15 protein-coding genes are annotated in these 17,561 nt (G+C 53.5%); 9 read left to right on the top strand and 6 right to left on the bottom strand.

Going from position 1 to position 17,561, the window contains the following annotated elements; genetic code table 11:
* Nucleotides 1-8: 8 nt before the first annotated feature.
* The 4 genes from cydB to QCD60_RS25530 all read left to right on the top strand — a co-directional run bounded on the left by cydB (nt 9) and on the right by QCD60_RS25530 (nt 3,061).
* Complete coding sequence (gene cydB / locus QCD60_RS25515) at nt 9-1,136, top strand: cytochrome d ubiquinol oxidase subunit II (RefSeq protein WP_104156947.1); 1,128 nt, start codon at nt 9-11, stop codon at nt 1,134-1,136.
* Between the two features lie 60 nt (nt 1,137-1,196).
* The gene (gene cydX, locus QCD60_RS25520) at nt 1,197-1,301 is read left to right on the top strand and encodes a cytochrome bd-I oxidase subunit CydX (protein WP_104156948.1); all 105 of its coding nucleotides are present in this window, start codon (nt 1,197-1,199) and stop codon (nt 1,299-1,301) included.
* Nucleotides 1,302-1,611: 310 nt separating this feature from the next.
* Nucleotides 1,612-2,208, top strand: a complete 597-nt coding sequence (locus tag QCD60_RS25525; protein WP_279789724.1) for a hypothetical protein — start codon at nt 1,612-1,614, stop codon at nt 2,206-2,208.
* Between the two features lie 241 nt (nt 2,209-2,449).
* Entirely contained in the window at nt 2,450-3,061 is a 612-nt protein-coding gene (locus QCD60_RS25530) for a hypothetical protein (protein WP_279789726.1), read from the top strand.
* Between the two features lie 169 nt (nt 3,062-3,230).
* Here the strand turns inward: QCD60_RS25530 and QCD60_RS25535 are convergent, their stop codons facing one another.
* Nucleotides 3,231-5,744, bottom strand: coding sequence for a CoA transferase (locus QCD60_RS25535; protein WP_279789728.1), 2,514 nt, complete (start codon nt 5,742-5,744; stop codon nt 3,231-3,233).
* Between the two features lie 786 nt (nt 5,745-6,530).
* Here QCD60_RS25535 and QCD60_RS25540 point away from each other — a divergent pair.
* The 4 genes from QCD60_RS25540 to QCD60_RS25555 all read left to right on the top strand — a co-directional run bounded on the left by QCD60_RS25540 (nt 6,531) and on the right by QCD60_RS25555 (nt 12,110).
* Entirely contained in the window at nt 6,531-8,144 is a 1,614-nt protein-coding gene (locus QCD60_RS25540) for a BCCT family transporter (RefSeq protein WP_279789730.1), read from the top strand.
* 97 nt (nt 8,145-8,241) lie between these two features.
* Nucleotides 8,242-9,399 carry an iron-containing alcohol dehydrogenase gene (locus tag QCD60_RS25545; protein ID WP_279789732.1) on the top strand — a complete coding sequence of 386 codons (1,158 nt, stop codon included), beginning with the start codon at nt 8,242-8,244 and terminating at the stop codon, nt 9,397-9,399.
* A gap of 74 nt (nt 9,400-9,473) precedes the next feature.
* Nucleotides 9,474-10,970 (top strand): CoA-acylating methylmalonate-semialdehyde dehydrogenase, encoded by a 1,497-nt coding sequence (locus tag QCD60_RS25550; protein ID WP_279789734.1) that lies wholly within the window; start codon nt 9,474-9,476, stop codon nt 10,968-10,970.
* A gap of 240 nt (nt 10,971-11,210) precedes the next feature.
* The gene (locus QCD60_RS25555; RefSeq protein WP_279789736.1) at nt 11,211-12,110 is read left to right on the top strand and encodes a LysR substrate-binding domain-containing protein; all 900 of its coding nucleotides are present in this window, start codon (nt 11,211-11,213) and stop codon (nt 12,108-12,110) included.
* Between the two features lie 84 nt (nt 12,111-12,194).
* Here the strand turns inward: QCD60_RS25555 and QCD60_RS25560 are convergent, their stop codons facing one another.
* Together QCD60_RS25560 and QCD60_RS25565 are read right to left on the bottom strand one after the other, a co-directional pair.
* Nucleotides 12,195-12,911, bottom strand: a complete 717-nt coding sequence (locus QCD60_RS25560; RefSeq protein WP_279789738.1) for an LrgB family protein — start codon at nt 12,909-12,911, stop codon at nt 12,195-12,197.
* Entirely contained in the window at nt 12,895-13,260 is a 366-nt protein-coding gene (locus QCD60_RS25565; RefSeq protein WP_279789740.1) for a CidA/LrgA family protein, read from the bottom strand. Before QCD60_RS25565 ends, QCD60_RS25560 begins: the two co-directional genes overlap by 17 nt.
* Before the next feature lie 260 nt (nt 13,261-13,520).
* Between QCD60_RS25565 and QCD60_RS25570 the strand changes: the two genes are divergently transcribed.
* The gene (locus QCD60_RS25570; protein ID WP_279789742.1) at nt 13,521-15,686 is read left to right on the top strand and encodes a malate synthase G; all 2,166 of its coding nucleotides are present in this window, start codon (nt 13,521-13,523) and stop codon (nt 15,684-15,686) included.
* 53 nt (nt 15,687-15,739) lie between these two features.
* On the opposite strand, the gene QCD60_RS25575 is transcribed toward QCD60_RS25570, so the two are convergent.
* The 3 genes from QCD60_RS25575 to QCD60_RS25585 form a co-directional block, all read right to left on the bottom strand.
* Nucleotides 15,740-16,327, bottom strand: coding sequence for a hypothetical protein (locus QCD60_RS25575; protein ID WP_279789744.1), 588 nt, complete (start codon nt 16,325-16,327; stop codon nt 15,740-15,742).
* Nucleotides 16,328-16,453: 126 nt separating this feature from the next.
* Complete coding sequence (locus QCD60_RS25580) at nt 16,454-16,858, bottom strand: GFA family protein (protein WP_279789746.1); 405 nt, start codon at nt 16,856-16,858, stop codon at nt 16,454-16,456.
* A 24-nt stretch (nt 16,859-16,882) separates the two neighbouring features.
* On the bottom strand, nt 16,883-17,365 hold the full coding sequence (locus QCD60_RS25585) for an Lrp/AsnC family transcriptional regulator (protein ID WP_104156954.1): 483 nt from the start codon (nt 17,363-17,365) through the stop codon (nt 16,883-16,885).
* Nucleotides 17,366-17,561: the final 196 nt, after the last annotated feature.

The raw sequence follows: 17,561 nt of genomic DNA on the forward strand, positions 1-17,561 counted from the left end.
GAGACACCATGCCAAGTTATGAAGAGTTACAACTGATCTGGTGGGTACTGGTTGCAGTCCTGCTGATTGGCTTTGCCCTCACCGACGGTTTCGACATGGGTGCAGCCATTCTGCTGCCCTGGGTCGGCAGAACAGACGGCGAGCGCCGTGTGGTTATCAATACCCTTGGCCCACACTGGGACGGTAACCAGGTATGGCTGATCACCGCCGGTGGTGCGCTGTTCGCCGCCTGGCCACCCGTTTACGCTGCCGCGTTTTCCGGCTTCTACTGGGCCATGCTGCTGGTGCTGTTTGCCCTGTTCCTGCGCCCTGTCGGTTTCGACTACCGCAGCAAGCTTGATAATCCCCAATGGCGCAATGCCTGGGACTGGGGCCTGTTCGTCGGTAGTCTGGTGCCTGCACTGGTGTTCGGCGTAGCCTTCGGTAACCTGCTGCAAGGCGTGCCTTTTGATCTGGATGAGTTCCTGCGGGTGTCCTACCACGGTAGTTTCTGGGCACTGCTGAACCCCTTCGCCTTGCTGTGTGGTGTGATTAGCCTGTCCATGCTGACCCTGCACGGTGCCAGCTGGCTGGTCATGCGTACTGAAGGTGACATTCTGGCTCGTTGCCGCAAGGTGCAAGGCATCCTGTCCGTGGTGGTTATCGTCTGCTTCACCCTGGCTGGCCTGTGGCTGACCATGGGCATCATGGGCATGAGCATCACCAGCTCTCCTCAGGCAGGTAACCCGCTGATCAAGACCGTTGCCATGAACAACCTGGGCTGGCAGGACTTCTACAAAGCCAATCCCATGGCCTGGTTAGCACCTATCGTTGCCTACGCAGGCCTGGTGCTGAGCTTCTTCGCCAGCCGTGGCGGTCGCTGGACAGGCTTCCTGGGCAGCAGCCTGGCTATCATCGGCGTACTGCTGACTGTTGGTCTGGCCCTGTTCCCCTTCATCATGCCGTCCAGCCTGGCGCCCAGCCACAGTCTGACCGTATGGGATGCCACCTCCAGTGAGAAAACCCTCGGCATCATGCTGATCGCTGCACTGATCTTCGTACCGATCATCCTGTGCTACACCCTGTGGTGTTACTGGAAAATGTGGGGAACCGTCACCGTCAAGGATATTCAGGCCTACAGCCACAGCCGCTACTGAGTTGTGCTGAACACCAGAGACTGACATCCCAACCCTGTCATAAGACAGAAGGAGCTAGAAATGTGGTACTTCGCCTGGATCCTCGGCGTGTTGCTTGCCTGCAGCTTCGGCATCATCAATGCCATGTGGCTGGAAAGCCACTTCAACGGCAACGAAGAAGACTGATATTCAGCAGCGTGCTACTCGCTCTCTGCACAACGCCGGCCCTGTGCCGGCGTTGTGCTGTCTGCGTATCAGCTCGCCTCACCCATCTCTCTCGAAATCATCGCCCGCCCCCTCTCGGATATACACAGCGCAAAACACGCTTTACTAAAAGTTGCAAATCTTCGGTGCCGATTCAGCATGTCATTGACTACACTTTGAAACGATAGGCTTTGCTTGTAAGCACACTGTTACGCTATGCAGGATTTGCGTTTCAAATCACAGAGTAGGACTGGTAGATACAGGAAAGCCCATACATCGCCATGTGGGTGGAATGATCAAGTTGATAGAGGGATTACACATGCAGCGTCACGTTATTCTGTTGGTTGGAGTGTTAGCAGCGGCGGGTCTGACCGGTTGTACGACACCGTTGACCGACCCATTGAATCCAACCGAACGGGATACCAGCGGACAATTCGATGGCAACTGGGAAGGTAAGGCCTGGCTGACCAAGACGCCTCAGGTCACACCGACCAGCCTCAACGACCGTGCCATCTCCAACTGTGCCCCTTTTACCGATGATCTCAAGTTATCTGTGATCAAAGGCTGGGCCGATGGAAGCTTCAAAGCCAACGAACCGGTCACCTTCCGCGTCCCCGTTGACAGCGAAGGCCGTTTCTATGCCTCGGTACCCGTGCAGGGCAGTCTGGGAGTAAGCCGCCACCTACCCATTTTCGACTACCAGAAGCGCGTGATCATCAGCGGCATTCTTGATCCAAAAACCAGCATGGCCCATGGCTCGATCCGCACCGCACCGATGAATGACAAGGCTGGCTGCGAGGGAGATTTTGCGATGGCCAAAGACGGCACCATCACCGGCTACCCCGACCTGCCGCCCTACTCCGGTGACAGTGCAATGTCACCTTACTGACCCCCACGAAAATACAGCGCAAACGGCCGGTATCATCACCGGCCGTTTTTACATTCACTGATGACGCCTACTTCTGATGTGCATCACCCCTGCAGCTGGCAGAAAGCCATAAACTTTCTTTCATTCCTTTGTTGTGACTGCAGGTTACCATCCCCAGACATTTACCATGGCAATACTTAACCAGCACAGTGAAGCAACGAACTTTGCATCTGGCGACCTTACTCCCTCTAAGGACACATCTATGCGTTACCGCCACTCACTCATCACCGCGTGTCTCGCTGCCAGCCTTCTTGCGCTGACAGGCTGCCAGCAGCAACTAACCAAACCCGTCGCTGAAGACATGCGTGACAACTCTGGCCAGTTCGACGGCCAATGGCTGGGTCAGGCCTGGTCAACCAGCAGCTCCGATATCCAGCATATGAACATGGGTTCAACGGTCAGAACCTATTGTGATCGCTTCGCTGACGACCTTAGCCTCAACGTCAGCAACGGCTGGGTAACGGCGACCATGCGCACTGCTCAGCCACTCACCTTCAGGGTGCCCGTCAGCACAACTGGCGAGTTCTATGGCGCAGTGGATGTCACAGGAGGTAAGTGGTTTGTCGATGGCAGCCTGCCTATCTTTACCAGCAAGCGGCATCTGGTTATCAGCGGTATATTCAACAGCGCTTCCAACCACGTCAGTGGCTACATCAAGACCACGCCAGTGGATGAAACCGTTGGCTGTCGTGGCCAGTTTGTAGCCAGCCGCGGAGAAGCTTTCCATGGCGCGCCACAGGGGCTGCCGGGCTACACCGGCTCAGGTGAATTGCACGAAGTGGGTGGTGATGACCCCATCATCATTGTTCGCTGATCACCCTGTAGCAATAAAAAAGGGCGCATCTCAATTCGAGAGCGCCCAAAGATCTAGCAGCCGTCTGGAGTGATTTACTCAATGCGGGGCATTAATTCAGGACACAGCCTGAACGGCATCTGCATCCCAGTATCAGTTCCAACAGGCAGCTAGCATCAGACATCCATCATTAGTTGGGCAGTAGTCGATCACACCATCCCATACTTGCTATACCCGACGATTCCATTTCCTCAATGTCTGCAATGCTATAGCCAACACTCAGAAGTACGTCTCTGGTTGAGTGCCCGAAGCGTTCAACCGGAGTCACCGCTCTGATCTTTGCCTCACTGGGGCGGATAGCAAAATGGTCAATCTGAGTTACCCGGTGGCCGCTGGGATGATCAGGGTAGATAGAGAAGGCGTAGCTTCCTTTGTCGATACCTACCGCACCGTCTGCAACACGGCTGTACTTGTCACGCAGCTGCTGCATGGAAAGTGGCTCAGCCGCAGCAATATCAGCCGAATGCAAAACGTCCACCCAATAGTTCGTCGTCGCTGACTTAAAGCTGGCCTGTAAAAACGCATGCCGGTCTGAAGCCTGCGAAATGCCCTTCATGCCTTCAATGCTTTGCAGCTTGTCCAGTTCAGCAGGCGAAGCATCAATAAAGATCCAACCATCCTGTGTCGGATAAAAATACGACAGTGGGTGATTACCCAATGCATTGCGGCCGGATGGTTCATTGAAAGGAGCGCGCCCGTTGAAATCGTAGGCATAGGGCAACTGCGCCATATTCGTTACCGCAGAGAGTGAAGTACGGGCGCGGGTCACCTGCCCCGTCTTATGTTTCAGATACAGCGCCAACGCGATAGAAAATCCCGCAGCAAAGCCACAATTCACATCAAGCGTGCCGATATGGGCATGTTCTTCAGGAGTGGCTATGCCGCCAAATCGACTCATGATGCCACTGACCGCCTGAATAATGTCGTCATAGCCAATGTAATCGCTCATCGGCCCCCGATCAGGCCCGCCCAGGCAATCGAGTCGGCAGAACAACACGCCAGGGTTGATAGCCTGTAAGGTTTCATGGTCCAGCTTCAGCTGTCTAATTTGCCGCTCTGGCGCGTTGATGACCACCAGATCAACACTACGGACAAGCCGGTTAAATACTTCTCTGCCCTGTGCCGTGGTGATGTCGACCAGAGCACTTTTCTTGCCCATGCCACATTGGAAGGTATACATGGTACCTATTAATGGATCATACAGCGGTGTCACCGGATCCAGTTTGATCACCTCTGCACCAAAGCGAGTCAGGAAGGCGGCAGAATGTGGGCCGGCGATGACATTGGTCAAATCCAGTACTTTAAGCCCGTCAAGCCATCCTTTTGTTCCCTCTGGGGCTACCATTTGCAATGCAGCAAAGTCTGACGTCAGACTGCGATCCACTGCACTAAACGCATCGAACGCCTCATCTACGCTCGCCAGCGTACGGGCTTGCGGGTGCAGCAGTGGGTCTGTTAACCCTTCCAACCAGGCCAATGGTCCCGGCTGCTTCATGAGGCCATACTCCGGATCATTCACTTCGACGATCAGACCACTGCTATTAGTGTGCTCCAGTTGAACCCATTCCTCGGTCGTTTTGTGAGCTGCCCCCGGGATCTGCCCTTCACCGAAAATACGCCCCCACTCATCAGACGTCTTGAGTAAAAACGCCTTTTTCATCTTTGCGGCGATCTTATCCGCCCATACTTTAGGCAGCGGGTAGACCCCAATGGACGTTTCTCCATCCCACTGATCCACGGGCAGGTACAGATTCTTAACATCAGGCAAGCCTTCTGCCACCAGCTCATCGTAGATGCCAAGCACCTGCAGACAACGTCGAGCGTGGTTGCGATGGGAAGGACAAACGCAATAGAACATGCGTCCATCAGCACACTCATAAGTGCGGTAGAAAGGATCGAGAAACTCCTGCAAATCACTGTAGGACATATCCAGAGGCAGGTTACTGGCCTTACGGTAGGCGATTTCCTGTTCACGCATTGTCCTGTATCGCTCGGGCATCTCATCAATAACTATCGAGTTATAGCAGAGCCCTTCCATCAAGGAACTGGAAATGGGCACCTCTATGGCGTCGCCACGGCCGGACTTCTCACGACTGTACAGTGCCAGAGCGACGGCGGCTGCCCCCAAAGAAATAGCGTAAGAAGAACCCAAAGGTAATGGTGAAAAGCTGGGATTCAGCCCCATCAGCACACGATTAAATCCCATATCGGTGAAGACTCCAGAGGTTGCGGCCACCACAGCCTCAGTAGCTTTCCAGTCACGACGCAACGCGTCATTGCTGGCAAAACCTGGCATGGACAGCGTAATCAGTTCAGGGCGCTCCTGACGTAGAGCAGTGAAATCAATCCCCAGTCGCTGTATGACTCCGGGGCGGAAGCTCTCGATAACCACATCGGCCTGTGCAATCAATGCCAGGGCCTGATTCAGTCCTTCTTCCTGCTTCAAATCCAGACGGATACAAATCTTATTTCTATTTAATACCGCATTCGCAGGGTCATTCCAGAATGGACCTTCTGGCGGATCAATATGAATAACAGTAGCGCCCTGATCAGCCATTGCCATTGCAACAGCCGGACCCGCGATCTGCTGGCCAAAATCAACAACTCTTACGCCAGCCAAGGGTAAATGATTACGAGTAATCATATAGACTCATCCTTTCCAAATTAATACTGCCAACGATTCAATAGACAGCATTGTATTCTTATTTTCTTTTCGGAAGGCTCATAAGACGCCGCCTAAATAAGAAGCCACGAATTGTGCATTTCTAATAAAGATTAAATAAAAATCATACAGCCCTGCATTTAGCTCAATAGTAAGCCTCATCAGAAAATTGACCAGCAATTTAAAACATGCCTGAGGCCTAATTTTTTTTATAGCTATGCTTATTACCAAATACCAAGAAATAGCTCATTACCTAGTATGCTGAAGCAAAGAAAAATAATAGTACCGGGGAGGTCGTGCTGACTTGTCGCTACAGATACGTCACAGCAGTCCTTTTCAACTGCATGCAAGCGCAGAAAAACCGGTATTGAAAAGGCTCAGAGTAATCAGAATAAGCCTGGTTCAGGCATTGCAATACTCACCTAAAACTCGCCATCGTCATACCCAGAGACAAGCTAGCCATAATTATTTTCAACCCTAAGACCACTTTTTTATTGCTTTCCAAACGGACGATATCTACCAACAATGGCTTTGGTACGGAGGGTGAATCACTAGATAGGGCGAAAGCACTACCACCATTCCGCTACAAGGTCCTCCTATAAAAACAAACCCGTTTGACCACTCCCAGGTCAAATGAAAGCAAAAGGCCTACATCATGAAAAGTAATCGAGGCTGCAATCCTCACCAGTGCTGTTTTTATACTGACTTACCGGCTAACTCACTATGTGCGCAAATACAATCGCATATTTTGTTGATGGAGGCCTATAAATGAGCTCTCATATCAGCCGTCATAGTCAAAAAAACAACTCTGCTACAATGATATATGGGTCGGTAGCACTAATAGTGGCATTTGTGCTATTTACCATAATCAACACTACCTATGCCTCATCGCTGTTTAATTCAATGAAGGCATTCATTGCCAATGAGCTATCCTGGTACTACATTGGTATAATATGTTTTTGTCTTATACTTTCTCTTTGGCTAATCATTAGCCCTTATGGCAGCATTCGTCTTGGTAAAGATGAGGACCGTCCTGAGTTCAGTAATTTTTCCTGGTTTTCCATGTTATTCGGCGCCGGAATTGGAATAGGCATCCTATTCTGGAGTATTGCCGAACCAATCTATCATCTTCAGGGAAATCCATTTATTACTGATGCGCAGAAAGGAACCGTTGAGGCTGCTCAGGTTGCGATGCGTATTGCCATCTTCCACTGGGGTCTGCATGGCTGGGGACTATTTGCAGTCATCGGGATGCTTCTTGCTTATTTTTCCTACCGTAAAGGGTTGCCCCTCTCTATTCGCTCCAGCCTCTATCCCATTTTCGGTGAGCGTATCTACGGTCCGATTGGCCATGCAGCCGACTTGCTTTCGGTATTTGGCACTGTATTTGGAATTGCCACGTCGCTAGGACTGGGCGCCAAACAAATGAACACCGGACTGCATTACCTTTTCGGCCTGGAAGTATCTACTCCAGTCCAGATTGTTCTGATTGTTGTGATATCCGCTATTGCAACGGCCTCAGTATTATCAGGTGTCAACAAAGGCATTCGTCTTCTCAGCGAATGGAATATGCACCTGACGGTGGTTATTCTGGCGCTCTTCATTGTTTTTGGCCCTACGGTATATCTGCTCGGTGCTTTCTTCACCAATCTGGGCGATTACATTACCCATGCAGTCAATCTCGGCTTCTGGGTCAATCCCAATCCTAAAGACACATGGCAAGGTGACTGGACCATTTTCTACTGGGGCTGGTGGATTGCCTGGGCACCTTTCTGTGGCATTTTTATCGCCAGAATTTCCAAAGGAAGAACAATCAGAGAGTTTGTCATTGGCGTACTGATTGCCCCTACTCTGCTCGCCGCTTTCTGGATCACCATTTTTGGCAATACCGCCATGCATATTCAGCTGTTTGGGGCTAGAGGCATCGTCGAAGCCGTCAACAGCGATGTCACCATGTCGTTATTCAAGACTATCGAGCTGATGAATATCGGCCATGTCATGACCGTTGTAATGGCCAGTATCTGCACCGTATTGCTAGTGACTTACTTTGTTACCTCTGCTGACTCGGCAACGCTGGTTATCTGCACCCTGGTTTGTATGGGTGATGAAAATCCTCCCTCTCACTACCGGATTATCTGGGGTGCGCTGGTCGGTGCCGTCGCAGCTGTATTGTTGGCGGCGGGAGGATTAAGCGCCTTGCAGACGGCTTCTATTGTTGCTGCATTACCGTTCTCAGTGGTGCTACTTCTGGCTATCTATGGCTTGTTGAAATCGCTACACGAAGAAACCAGCCAGACCAGGAAAGAAAGTATTCAAAACGAAAGAGCTGCACGCGATAGCCAGGACGTATCAATCAAATCTATCAATACGACATCGGCATAAAGAACGTTGTGTCAGGATGGTTTTATCCATCCTGACAATACCAGCATTTTTTCAGCACCTTATACCTACTAGCCGTATCCACTTATAAGGAATGGTCATGTCCTCACAAATAGTTCTTCCGCGCCTTATGCAGATCGGTGGTGGAGCGATTCAGCAAATAGCATCCACGCTCCACTCATTAAACTGTTCCAGACCTCTTATTGTGACTGACAATATGATGGTTAAACTTGAATATGCGGCACATATCGAGAGGCTACTCACAGAGCACGATATTACAGCTGATGTATTTTCAGACACCGTCCCCGAACCTACGATGGCATCTATTCTTGCTGGTGTAGAAAAAGCCAAATCAGGTGATTACGACAGCATCATTGCTTTAGGTGGTGGCAGTCCTATTGATAGCGCCAAAGCAATTGCCATTCTCGCCAAATTTGGTGGAGGAATGCGGGACTACAAATTCCCCCGTATTGTCAATGAAGCAGGATTGCCAGTCATAGCTATTCCAACAACGGCAGGAACGGGTTCAGAGGTCACCCGGTTCACCATCATTACCGATGAAACCAAAGATGAAAAAATGCTCTGTGTCGGTCTTGGCTTTATGCCAATGGCAGCACTTGTGGACTACGAGCTCACTCTGAGCCTGCCACCCAGAATCACGGCGGATACAGGTATTGATGCACTGACCCATGCCATGGAAGCCTACGTGAGTAAAAAGGCCAATCCCTTCAGCGACGCCCAGGCTCTGGCAGCCATGCGCTTGATCGGCCCCAATCTGCGCAAGGCTTATCATGACGGTAACAATGCAACAGCACGTGAGGCGATGATGCTTGGCTCTACACTGGCTGGTGTCGCCTTCTCCAATGCCTCTGTAGCGCTCGTGCATGGCATGAGTCGTCCTATTGGAGCTTTCTTCCATGTGCCCCATGGCCTGTCCAACGCCATGCTGCTGCCCTGTGTGACCGCCTATTCCATACCCGCCGCGGCTGATCGTTACGCTGACTGTGCTCGCGCCATTGGCGTTGCTGATAGCAATGACGATGACAGTACCGCCAATCAAAAGCTCCTTGATGAACTGGTCGCCCTGAATCGTGAGTTGCATGTGCCAAGCCCCGAAGCCTTCGGTATCGATCGGCATAAGTTCTTTGAACTGATGCCCACCATGGCGGAGCAGGCTCTGGCATCTGGCTCTCCGGGCAACAACCCTCGTGTACCGAGTGCAGAAGAAATCATTGCTCTCTATAGCGAACTTTGGTGAGTCACAAGCGAAGCAGTTAGTACCTGTTCACTGCGCATTAATCAGCACAACAACCCCTCTTGAGGAAAATAACAATGGAAACCTTGGGTCATTTGATCAATGGACACATGGTGCACGAAGGCCAGCGCCAGCAAAGCATCTACAATCCAGCAACCGGCGCAGTCGCGCGACAGGTAAGTCTGGCCTCCGTGGCGACCGTCGAGAGCGCTATCGCAGCCGCCCATCAGGCCTATCCCGCCTGGCGCAATACCCCTGCAATCAAACGCGCTCGTATCATGTTTCGTTTCAAGGAACTGCTCGAGCAGAACGCCACCAGAATTGCTGAACTGATCGGCGAAGAGCATGGCAAAATCAGCCACGACGCGATGGGTGAGTTACAACGTGGTATCGAGAATGTGGAATACGCCTGCGGTGCCCCTGAACTGCTCAAAGGTGAGCACAGCCGTCATGTCGGCCCCAACATTGACTCCTGGAGCGAGTTTCAGCCACTGGGCGTAGTGGCAGGGATTACACCTTTCAATTTCCCTGTGATGGTGCCGCTGTGGATGTTCCCCATGGCATTGGTATGCGGTAACACCTTTGTTCTCAAGCCATCAGAGCGCGACCCTTCTTCTACACTATTTATTGCGCAGTTGCTGCAGGAAGCCGGGCTGCCGGACGGCGTCATGAACGTTGTCAACGGTGATAAAGAAGCCGTGGACACCTTGCTGCACGACAAACGAGTACAGGCTGTGAGCTTCGTTGGCTCAACCCCGATCGCCGAATACATCTATGCAACGGCCACTGCCAATGGTAAGCGTTGCCAGGCATTAGGCGGTGCTAAAAACCATGCTATCGTCATGCCTGATGCCGACATGGACAACACCGTCAATCAGCTGATTGGTGCTGCTTTTGGCTCCTCGGGTGAGCGCTGCATGGCCTTGTCTGTGGCGGTTGCCGTGGGCGATGCCACTGCCGACAAGCTTATTGCCGGGATGCAGACGGCTATGAGCAGCCTGAAGGTCGGCGCCTATACTGACAGCCACAATGACTTTGGCCCGGTGATAACCCGTGAGCATCAACAAAAAGTACTGGGATTTATCGATAGCGCCGAGCAGCAGGGAGCTCATGTTGTCGTCGATGGGCGGCACATTGAGGTCTGTGATCATGAACAGGGGTTCTTTGTCGGCGGCACCCTGATCGACCATGTTTCTCCAGAAATGCACAGCTACAAAAACGAAATTTTCGGCCCTGTGTTGCAGGTCGTTCGGGTCAAGACCATGCAGGAAGCAATGGATCTGATCAATGCCCATGAGTACGGTAACGGCACCTGTATTTTCACCCGTGATGGTGAAGCGGCCCGTTATTTCTCTGATCACATTTTGGTGGGTATGGTTGGCATCAACGTGCCTCTACCTGTCCCTGTGGCTTACCACAGTTTTGGCGGTTGGAAACGCTCACTGTTTGGTGACCTGTCAGCTTATGGACCCGATGCCGTTCGTTTCTATACCCGACGTAAAACCATTACACAGCGTTGGCCCAGTGCAGGCGTTCGCGAGGGTGTTGAGTTTTCCATGCCGACCATGAAATAAGCAGATTGAAGTTTGACTGCCAGACAGATAGAAAACTCTTTCGCGAGAGTGAATCTGGCTGGCAGTCAGATCAGCCTTACACGACTCAAGTGGTGTCAGGATGAGCAGCTTCTCGGCCGTTCGTTTCATCCAGCCCTTGCGCACCAGTCAATGACAGTCACAATCACGCCTGAGCACAGCCATATTGCGATATATGGCGCTTGATTTTTTCAGCACCCGCCATAGCAGTTGAGTATTTAAGTGAGTAAAAAACGCCTCCCGCCGCTTAATTGGCTACGCTCTTTTGAAGCTTCCGCACGCCACCTCAACTTCACCCTCGCCGCCACAGAGCTTAACCTGACGCAGGCCGCCATCAGCCAGCAAGTGAAGGGGCTGGAAACACAACTTGGCGCGACCTTATTCAAACGCTTGCCGCGTGGGCTCGAACTAACGGATGCAGGAAAGTCCTATCTCCCTCCTGTACGAGACGCCATCGAACGCCTGGCCGCAGTCACCGATGAAATATTCGGGCAGGGCGTTGCCAAGGCTGTCACGGTCAAAGTCAATCTGGTGTTCTTTACGCACTGGCTGGCACCCCGTCTGCATCGCTTTTATGCGTTGCACCCAGATGTGCGGTTGAACTTTCCCAGCAGTATCTGGATTGAAGAACGGAAATGGGACTCTGATATGGATATCCGTCATGGCCTTGGTAACTGGCAAGGACTGACATCAGAACGCCTGACGTGGGATCATCTGGTCCCGGTCTGTGGCCACAACGTCAACGGCAAAGCACCACCTGCACACATCGGGCAGTTAGCAGACTACACATTGCTGCATGTTGCGGGGTACAAGGAAGGCTGGGGATACTGGCTGAGTCAGTCTGGCAATGACGACCTCGTTATAGCCAGCCATGTCCATTTTGACACTCTCATTTCGGCACTGCAGATGGCCTCGCTCGGCCATGGCATTGCTCTCGGCAGGACATCACTTATCAGCAACCTGCTGCAGAGCCAGCTTCTGATTGCTCCCTTTGCAGAACAGTTTGCAACGCAAGAGGCGTTTTATCTGGTTTATCCCTCACAGCACAGTATTTCCCACAATGCGGAGAAGTTCAGAGCCTGGCTAGTACAGGAAGCCATCGATGCTCACCTGAACAGCTGAACAGCTGAACAGCCACCACGGCAAGAAGGAACGGACAGAAGATCAATGCACTCTGCAGTTCGATGGCCATTCATCCCGCCAGGGTCACGACAGCATTCTAGCCATCAGAGGGATAAGAATCGCACTCACTACGCCCGTCATGCCGATGGCCAGCCCCGCAAAGGCCCCTGCCAGAGCACTGATTTCAAAAGCCAGGGCCGTGCCAATGCCATGGGACGAGACGCCTAGTACAAAGCCTCTTATCTTGTGGTCTTCAATGTTCATCAACCTGAACAAAGGAGGAGCAACAAAGCACCCTAACGTTCCGGTAATCAGCACCAGACCAGAGGTCAGCGACGGATAGCCACCAATTTTTTCTGATATACCCATAGCAATGGGCGACGTTACCGACTTGGGCATGATCGACATCACCGTTTCCGGCATGCTGCCCATCAGCAGCGCCACCCCGGCTGCACTCATGGCGGCTACCAGCGCGCCACTGACACAGGTTACCAGCAGCAGGGCCAGTATTTCTCTGACTCTGGCCAGATGGTCATACAAGGGTACGGCAAGCGCGACCGTTGCTGGCCCGAGCAGGAAGTGCACAAACTGCGCCCCCTCGAAATACTGGTTATAGCTGATACCGGTCAGGGTCAGAATGCTGATGATGATCGCCATGGACACCAGCACCGGGTGCAGTAAAGGAGACCCCTTAGCCAGCCGGTTCAGCCACAGTGCAAACATAAACACGATCAGGGTTAAGGTCAGCCACAGCAGCGGGCTGGCTGCCAGATACAGCCACAGATCAGTCAGCCGGTCCATGTTTGCCCTCCTCACCCTTACCCATCATCCGCCCCATCACCAGTGAGGCGATGACAATGGTCAGCACAGAGCTGATCACCAGCGCCAGAGCAATGCTCAGCCAGTCCGCCTGAATCAGCCTGAAATGCACCATCAGCCCCACACCAGCGGGAACAAACAGCAGCGACAGGTGCTTCAGCAGCCCTTCCGCCACCAGTCTTAACCCGGACGGCACCTCGCCATTGATCATCAACCCTACCAGCAGCAGGATCATCCCGACCACCGGACTGGGGAAAGGCAGGTCCAGCGAGCGCACCAGCAACTCCCCGATCAGCTGACACCCCAGCAAAATAACAAATCCACCCAGCACCTGAAGCACTCCCCGCTATCAACGCTTGCGCAAAACTTTCAGGGCATCAGCGCAGCCCTGCTTATCACTGACTGACAATAATGTCGTATTTACACCTCGCACGATAAGTAGATCATGGTCTAGATATGTATGGTGCAACTGCACAAATTTTATCCAGACAGACTCGAACCATCGCCCACCGCCTTTGTTTTGCCAGTCGCTCGCTGTCGCGACCGGGCAGTAGCAGAACAGAGGCTACGGGCAATCAGCATGAGGTGAGTATGAATAACCGGGTTCAGCGGGGCGGCCTGCAGGTCGCTGCTATTTTGGATGACCTGATCGCCACAGAAGTACTGCCAGGCACCGGGGTCAGCGAGGAGCAATTCTGGGCAGGGCTGGAGCGAATTGTGACCACGCTGGGTCCGGTCAATCGCCATCTGCTGCAACAGCGTGATGATATTCAGGCCAGGCTTGATGCCTGGTGGCAGGCTCGTTCAGGCCAGCCATTTGATCTGGCAGCCTACCGCAGCTTCCTGCAGGAGATTGGCTATCTGGTCGAAGCCGGTGCTCCGTTCAGTATCAGCACGACTCAGGTAGATGCTGAAATCGCCACTATTGCTGGTCCGCAACTGGTGGTCCCCCTCAGCAATGCCCGCTTTTCCCTGAATGCAGCCAATGCCCGCTGGGGTAGCCTGTACGATGCCCTGTACGGCACTGACGTGATCGATGAAGGTCAGGGTTGCGAACGTAATCAGGGCTTCAACCCCGTCCGCGCCCGTCGCGTGATTGAGTGGACTCACGCCTTCCTTGATACCGCCCTGCCACTGGCAGAAGGCAGCCATGCGGATGTCAAAAGCTACAGCCGCACTGATGCGGACGGAACCGCTCAGCTACTGATCACCCTGAAGAATGGCCAGCAGACGAAGCTCGCAACGCCCACTCAATGGGTCGGTTACGGTGACAACAGCTTCCTGTTCCAGAACAACGGCCTGCACATCGAGCTGAAGATTGACCCGCTCAATCCTGTTGGTCGTCTCAGTGATGCGGGCATCAAGGACATCGTGCTGGAATCAGCCATCTCCACCATTCAGGACTGCGAAGACTCCGTTGCCGCTGTCGATGCAGCTGACAAGGTGCTGGTCTACCGCAACTGGCTGGGACTGATGAAAGGTGATCTGGAGGAAACCTTCAGCAAGGGTGGCAAGGACATGACACGACGCATGAACAGCGACCGTCAGTTCACCGCCGTCGATGGTTCCACCCTCACCCTGCACGGTCGCAGCCTGCTGCTGGTGCGTAATGTGGGCCACCTGATGACCACAGATGCCGTGCTGGACGCCGATGGCAATGACATTTTTGAAGGCATGCTCGATGCCATGGTCACCGTCGCCAGCGCCATGCATGACCTCAAAGGTCTGGGCCGGGTGAGTAACAGCCGCAGTGGCAGCATCTACGTGGTGAAGCCCAAGATGCATGGCCCTGCCGAAGCCGCCCTGACCAATGATCTGTTCTCGCTGGTCGAAGACGCGCTGGGCCTGCCCGCCTATACCGTCAAGGTCGGGGTGATGGATGAGGAGCGCCGTACCACAGCCAATCTGGCGGAATGTATCCGCGCCGTCAAAGAGCGCCTGGTGTTTATCAATACCGGTTTTCTTGATCGCACCGGCGATGAAATTCATACCAGCATGGAAGCAGGCCCCTTCCTGCCCAAGGAGCTGATCAAGGCTGAACCCTGGATCAAGGCTTACGAAAATCGCAACGTCGATGTCGGCCTGGCCTGCGGCCTGCAGGGCAAAGCCCAGATCGGCAAAGGCATGTGGGCCAAACCCGACAGCATGGCAGACATGCTGGCCAGCAAGCAGGCGCACCCTGAAGCAGGCGCCAGCTGTGCCTGGGTGCCCTCGCCGACCGCCGCGACTCTGCACGCCACCCATTATCATCAGGTGTCGGTCGCAGCCCGTCAGGAGCAGCTGAAAAGCCGGCCGATAGCCAGTCTGGATGACATCCTCACCCCCCCCCTGCTGGGCAATTATCAGCTCAGTGCCGACGCCATTCAGGCAGAGCTGGACAACAACGCGCAGGGCCTGCTCGGTTATGTGGTGCGCTGGGTGGATCAGGGCGTAGGCTGCTCGAAAGTGCCTGACATCAACAATGTCGGCCTGATGGAAGACCGCGCCACCCTGCGTATTTCCAGCCAGCATATGGCTAACTGGCTGCGCCACGGCATCTGCAATGAAGCGCAGGTGGTCGAAACCCTGCAGCGTATGGCTACCATTGTGGATCAGCAGAATGCAGACGACAGCGCCTATGTGCCCATGGCACCGGGCTATGACGGCATTGCCTTCAAAGCCGCGTCTGATCTGGTATTCAAAGGATGCGCACAGCCCAATGGTTACACCGAGCCTCTATTGCATGCTTATCGCAAACAGCTCAAAGGCAATGCCTGAGTTCGGCGATTGACGGAAACAAAACAGCCCGGATTATCCGGGCTGTTTTGTCTTCACTGAGGCAGGGACAGCTCACGCCGTCGCATTACCACCAGCGCAAAAAATGCCACACACAGCGCGCCAGACACCAGCGGGAACAGGATCGTCACCAGTGAGTAATGCTCCAGAGCCAGTAACGAGATGCCATTACGAATCGCCAGAATCATGAAAAAGCTCAAACGTTCTTCATGGGGCAGCAAATAGGCCTTCCGGAAGGACGGCATAAAGCCAAAGATTTCCACCACCGTCAGGATGATGACCGCAATTAACGGGTCAGCGGTGAGATACCACAGCGGCAACGACGACATCGCCAGCCAGAAATACACCCAGTCACTGCGACTGACCGAAAAATCCCCCCGCTTCGTGAAGGCCAGTACCGCCACATAGAGTGTCAGCAGGCCAGAAATGACAATCGGCCATGAACCGGCCCCGCCGTTATCGACCCACTGCGCCACCCCCACCACCAGTGTGGTCATCCCCCAGATGATCCAACTGAATACATGGGGTTTGGTGCGGCCATCGTGGATGGAGCGGATATAGGGAAGATACGCAATAAAGGTCAGGGCAATCGCCAGGGCGCTGTAAAACACCTTGAGGCTCATGATGGGCTCCATGGAATCCGTGGTATTCAGAGGGAAACAGTGCAGCAGAGTAACACGCCTGCAGGCGAGTTAAATCGCCGTTTGCGACATCATCCCTGTCGCCCATGGCGTTGGGAACGTGTTCTCTCAGCCCTTGAGATCAGAAGGATGATGAGTCCCGTTGGCGACCGGCACATCGCCCAGCTCAAACGGATTCACGCCGTCCAGACAACCGATGTTGTAGCCACACTCAGTGGGGTCTGAGCGGCGCTGATGATGGGTATACACACCACAGACAGAGCAGAAATAGTGCTTCGCGGTGTGACTGTGGAACTGATACAGGCGCAACACCTCCTGCCCCTGCACAACGTGCAGCCGATGGACGGGAATCGCCCCCATGATGGCTCCCTTGCGCCGGCAGAGGGAGCAGTCGCAGCGTATCGGCCGCTCGATGCCGTCCGGAAGTTCCAGCTCAAGCACCACGGCGCCGCAATGGCAGCTTGCCCTGTGCCGTGGTGCAATGATCGTTTCACCTATCTGTTTGATGCCCATAGTCCCCCCTGCTGGCAGCCAGCATCACTTCTCACCCGCCTGCCGACGGGCGTCCAGTGCAAACACCGTATCGTTCTTGATCTCACGCAGGGCGAAATGGGTATGTGCCTGCCCCACCCCTTCCAGCGTAAAGATCTTTTCGTTGAGGAAGGCGTCATAGACCGTCATGTCCTCCACCGCGACCAGCAGCATGAAGTCAGCACTACCAGTGACGGCGAAACACTGCAGCACTTCAGGATAGGAACGGACGGCGTCCTCAAAGGCCTGCTTGCACTCAGGCATGTGACGCACCAGAGACACGGAGAGCATCGCCCGCAAACCGCGTGCAATCTTGTTAGCGTCCAGTAAGGCCGTGTATTTGCGGATGACGCCTGCCTCTTCGAGGGCTTTTACCCTGCGCCAGGCAGCAGCGGAAGACAAACCGACACGTTCGGCTAACTCCAGGTTGGTAATACGGCCATCTTCCTGTAACAGATTAAGAATATGGCGGTCATACGAATCAAACATGACGAGATTCCAGCAACGCTAAATTATTTTTCTTTAAATGACGGACCGGTCAAAAATCCTTTCGTTTTATCCGCCAACCGACCTGCAAAAGCAAGCACATTTCCAACGCAACCTAATACAATTTTTCGCACACAAGGCAGGATTTACGTAACACTTTAGAGTTCACCCTCACCCTGCCTGGATAGACGACGCCTTT

Origin of the sequence: Pokkaliibacter sp. MBI-7, from assembly GCF_029846635.1 — a bacterium.
GTDB lineage: Bacteria > Pseudomonadota > Gammaproteobacteria > Pseudomonadales > Balneatricaceae > Pokkaliibacter.

What these genes read in the sequence shown, in the direction of transcription:
- cydB (WP_104156947.1), top strand. Translation starts at nt 9, where the DNA reads ATGCCAAGTTATGAAGAGTTACAACTGATCTGGTGGGTACTGGTTGCA.
- cydX (WP_104156948.1), top strand. Translation starts at nt 1,197, where the DNA reads ATGTGGTACTTCGCCTGGATCCTCGGCGTGTTGCTTGCCTGCAGCTTC.
- QCD60_RS25525 (WP_279789724.1), top strand. Translation starts at nt 1,612, where the DNA reads ATGATCAAGTTGATAGAGGGATTACACATGCAGCGTCACGTTATTCTG.
- QCD60_RS25530 (WP_279789726.1), top strand. Translation starts at nt 2,450, where the DNA reads ATGCGTTACCGCCACTCACTCATCACCGCGTGTCTCGCTGCCAGCCTT.
- QCD60_RS25535 (WP_279789728.1), bottom strand. Translation starts at nt 5,744, where the DNA reads ATGATTACTCGTAATCATTTACCCTTGGCTGGCGTAAGAGTTGTTGAT.
- QCD60_RS25540 (WP_279789730.1), top strand. Translation starts at nt 6,531, where the DNA reads ATGAGCTCTCATATCAGCCGTCATAGTCAAAAAAACAACTCTGCTACA.
- QCD60_RS25545 (WP_279789732.1), top strand. Translation starts at nt 8,242, where the DNA reads ATGTCCTCACAAATAGTTCTTCCGCGCCTTATGCAGATCGGTGGTGGA.
- QCD60_RS25550 (WP_279789734.1), top strand. Translation starts at nt 9,474, where the DNA reads ATGGAAACCTTGGGTCATTTGATCAATGGACACATGGTGCACGAAGGC.
- QCD60_RS25560 (WP_279789738.1), bottom strand. Translation starts at nt 12,911, where the DNA reads ATGGACCGGCTGACTGATCTGTGGCTGTATCTGGCAGCCAGCCCGCTG.
- QCD60_RS25570 (WP_279789742.1), top strand. Translation starts at nt 13,521, where the DNA reads ATGAATAACCGGGTTCAGCGGGGCGGCCTGCAGGTCGCTGCTATTTTG.
- QCD60_RS25575 (WP_279789744.1), bottom strand. Translation starts at nt 16,327, where the DNA reads ATGAGCCTCAAGGTGTTTTACAGCGCCCTGGCGATTGCCCTGACCTTT.
- QCD60_RS25580 (WP_279789746.1), bottom strand. Translation starts at nt 16,858, where the DNA reads ATGGGCATCAAACAGATAGGTGAAACGATCATTGCACCACGGCACAGG.
- QCD60_RS25585 (WP_104156954.1), bottom strand. Translation starts at nt 17,365, where the DNA reads ATGTTTGATTCGTATGACCGCCATATTCTTAATCTGTTACAGGAAGAT.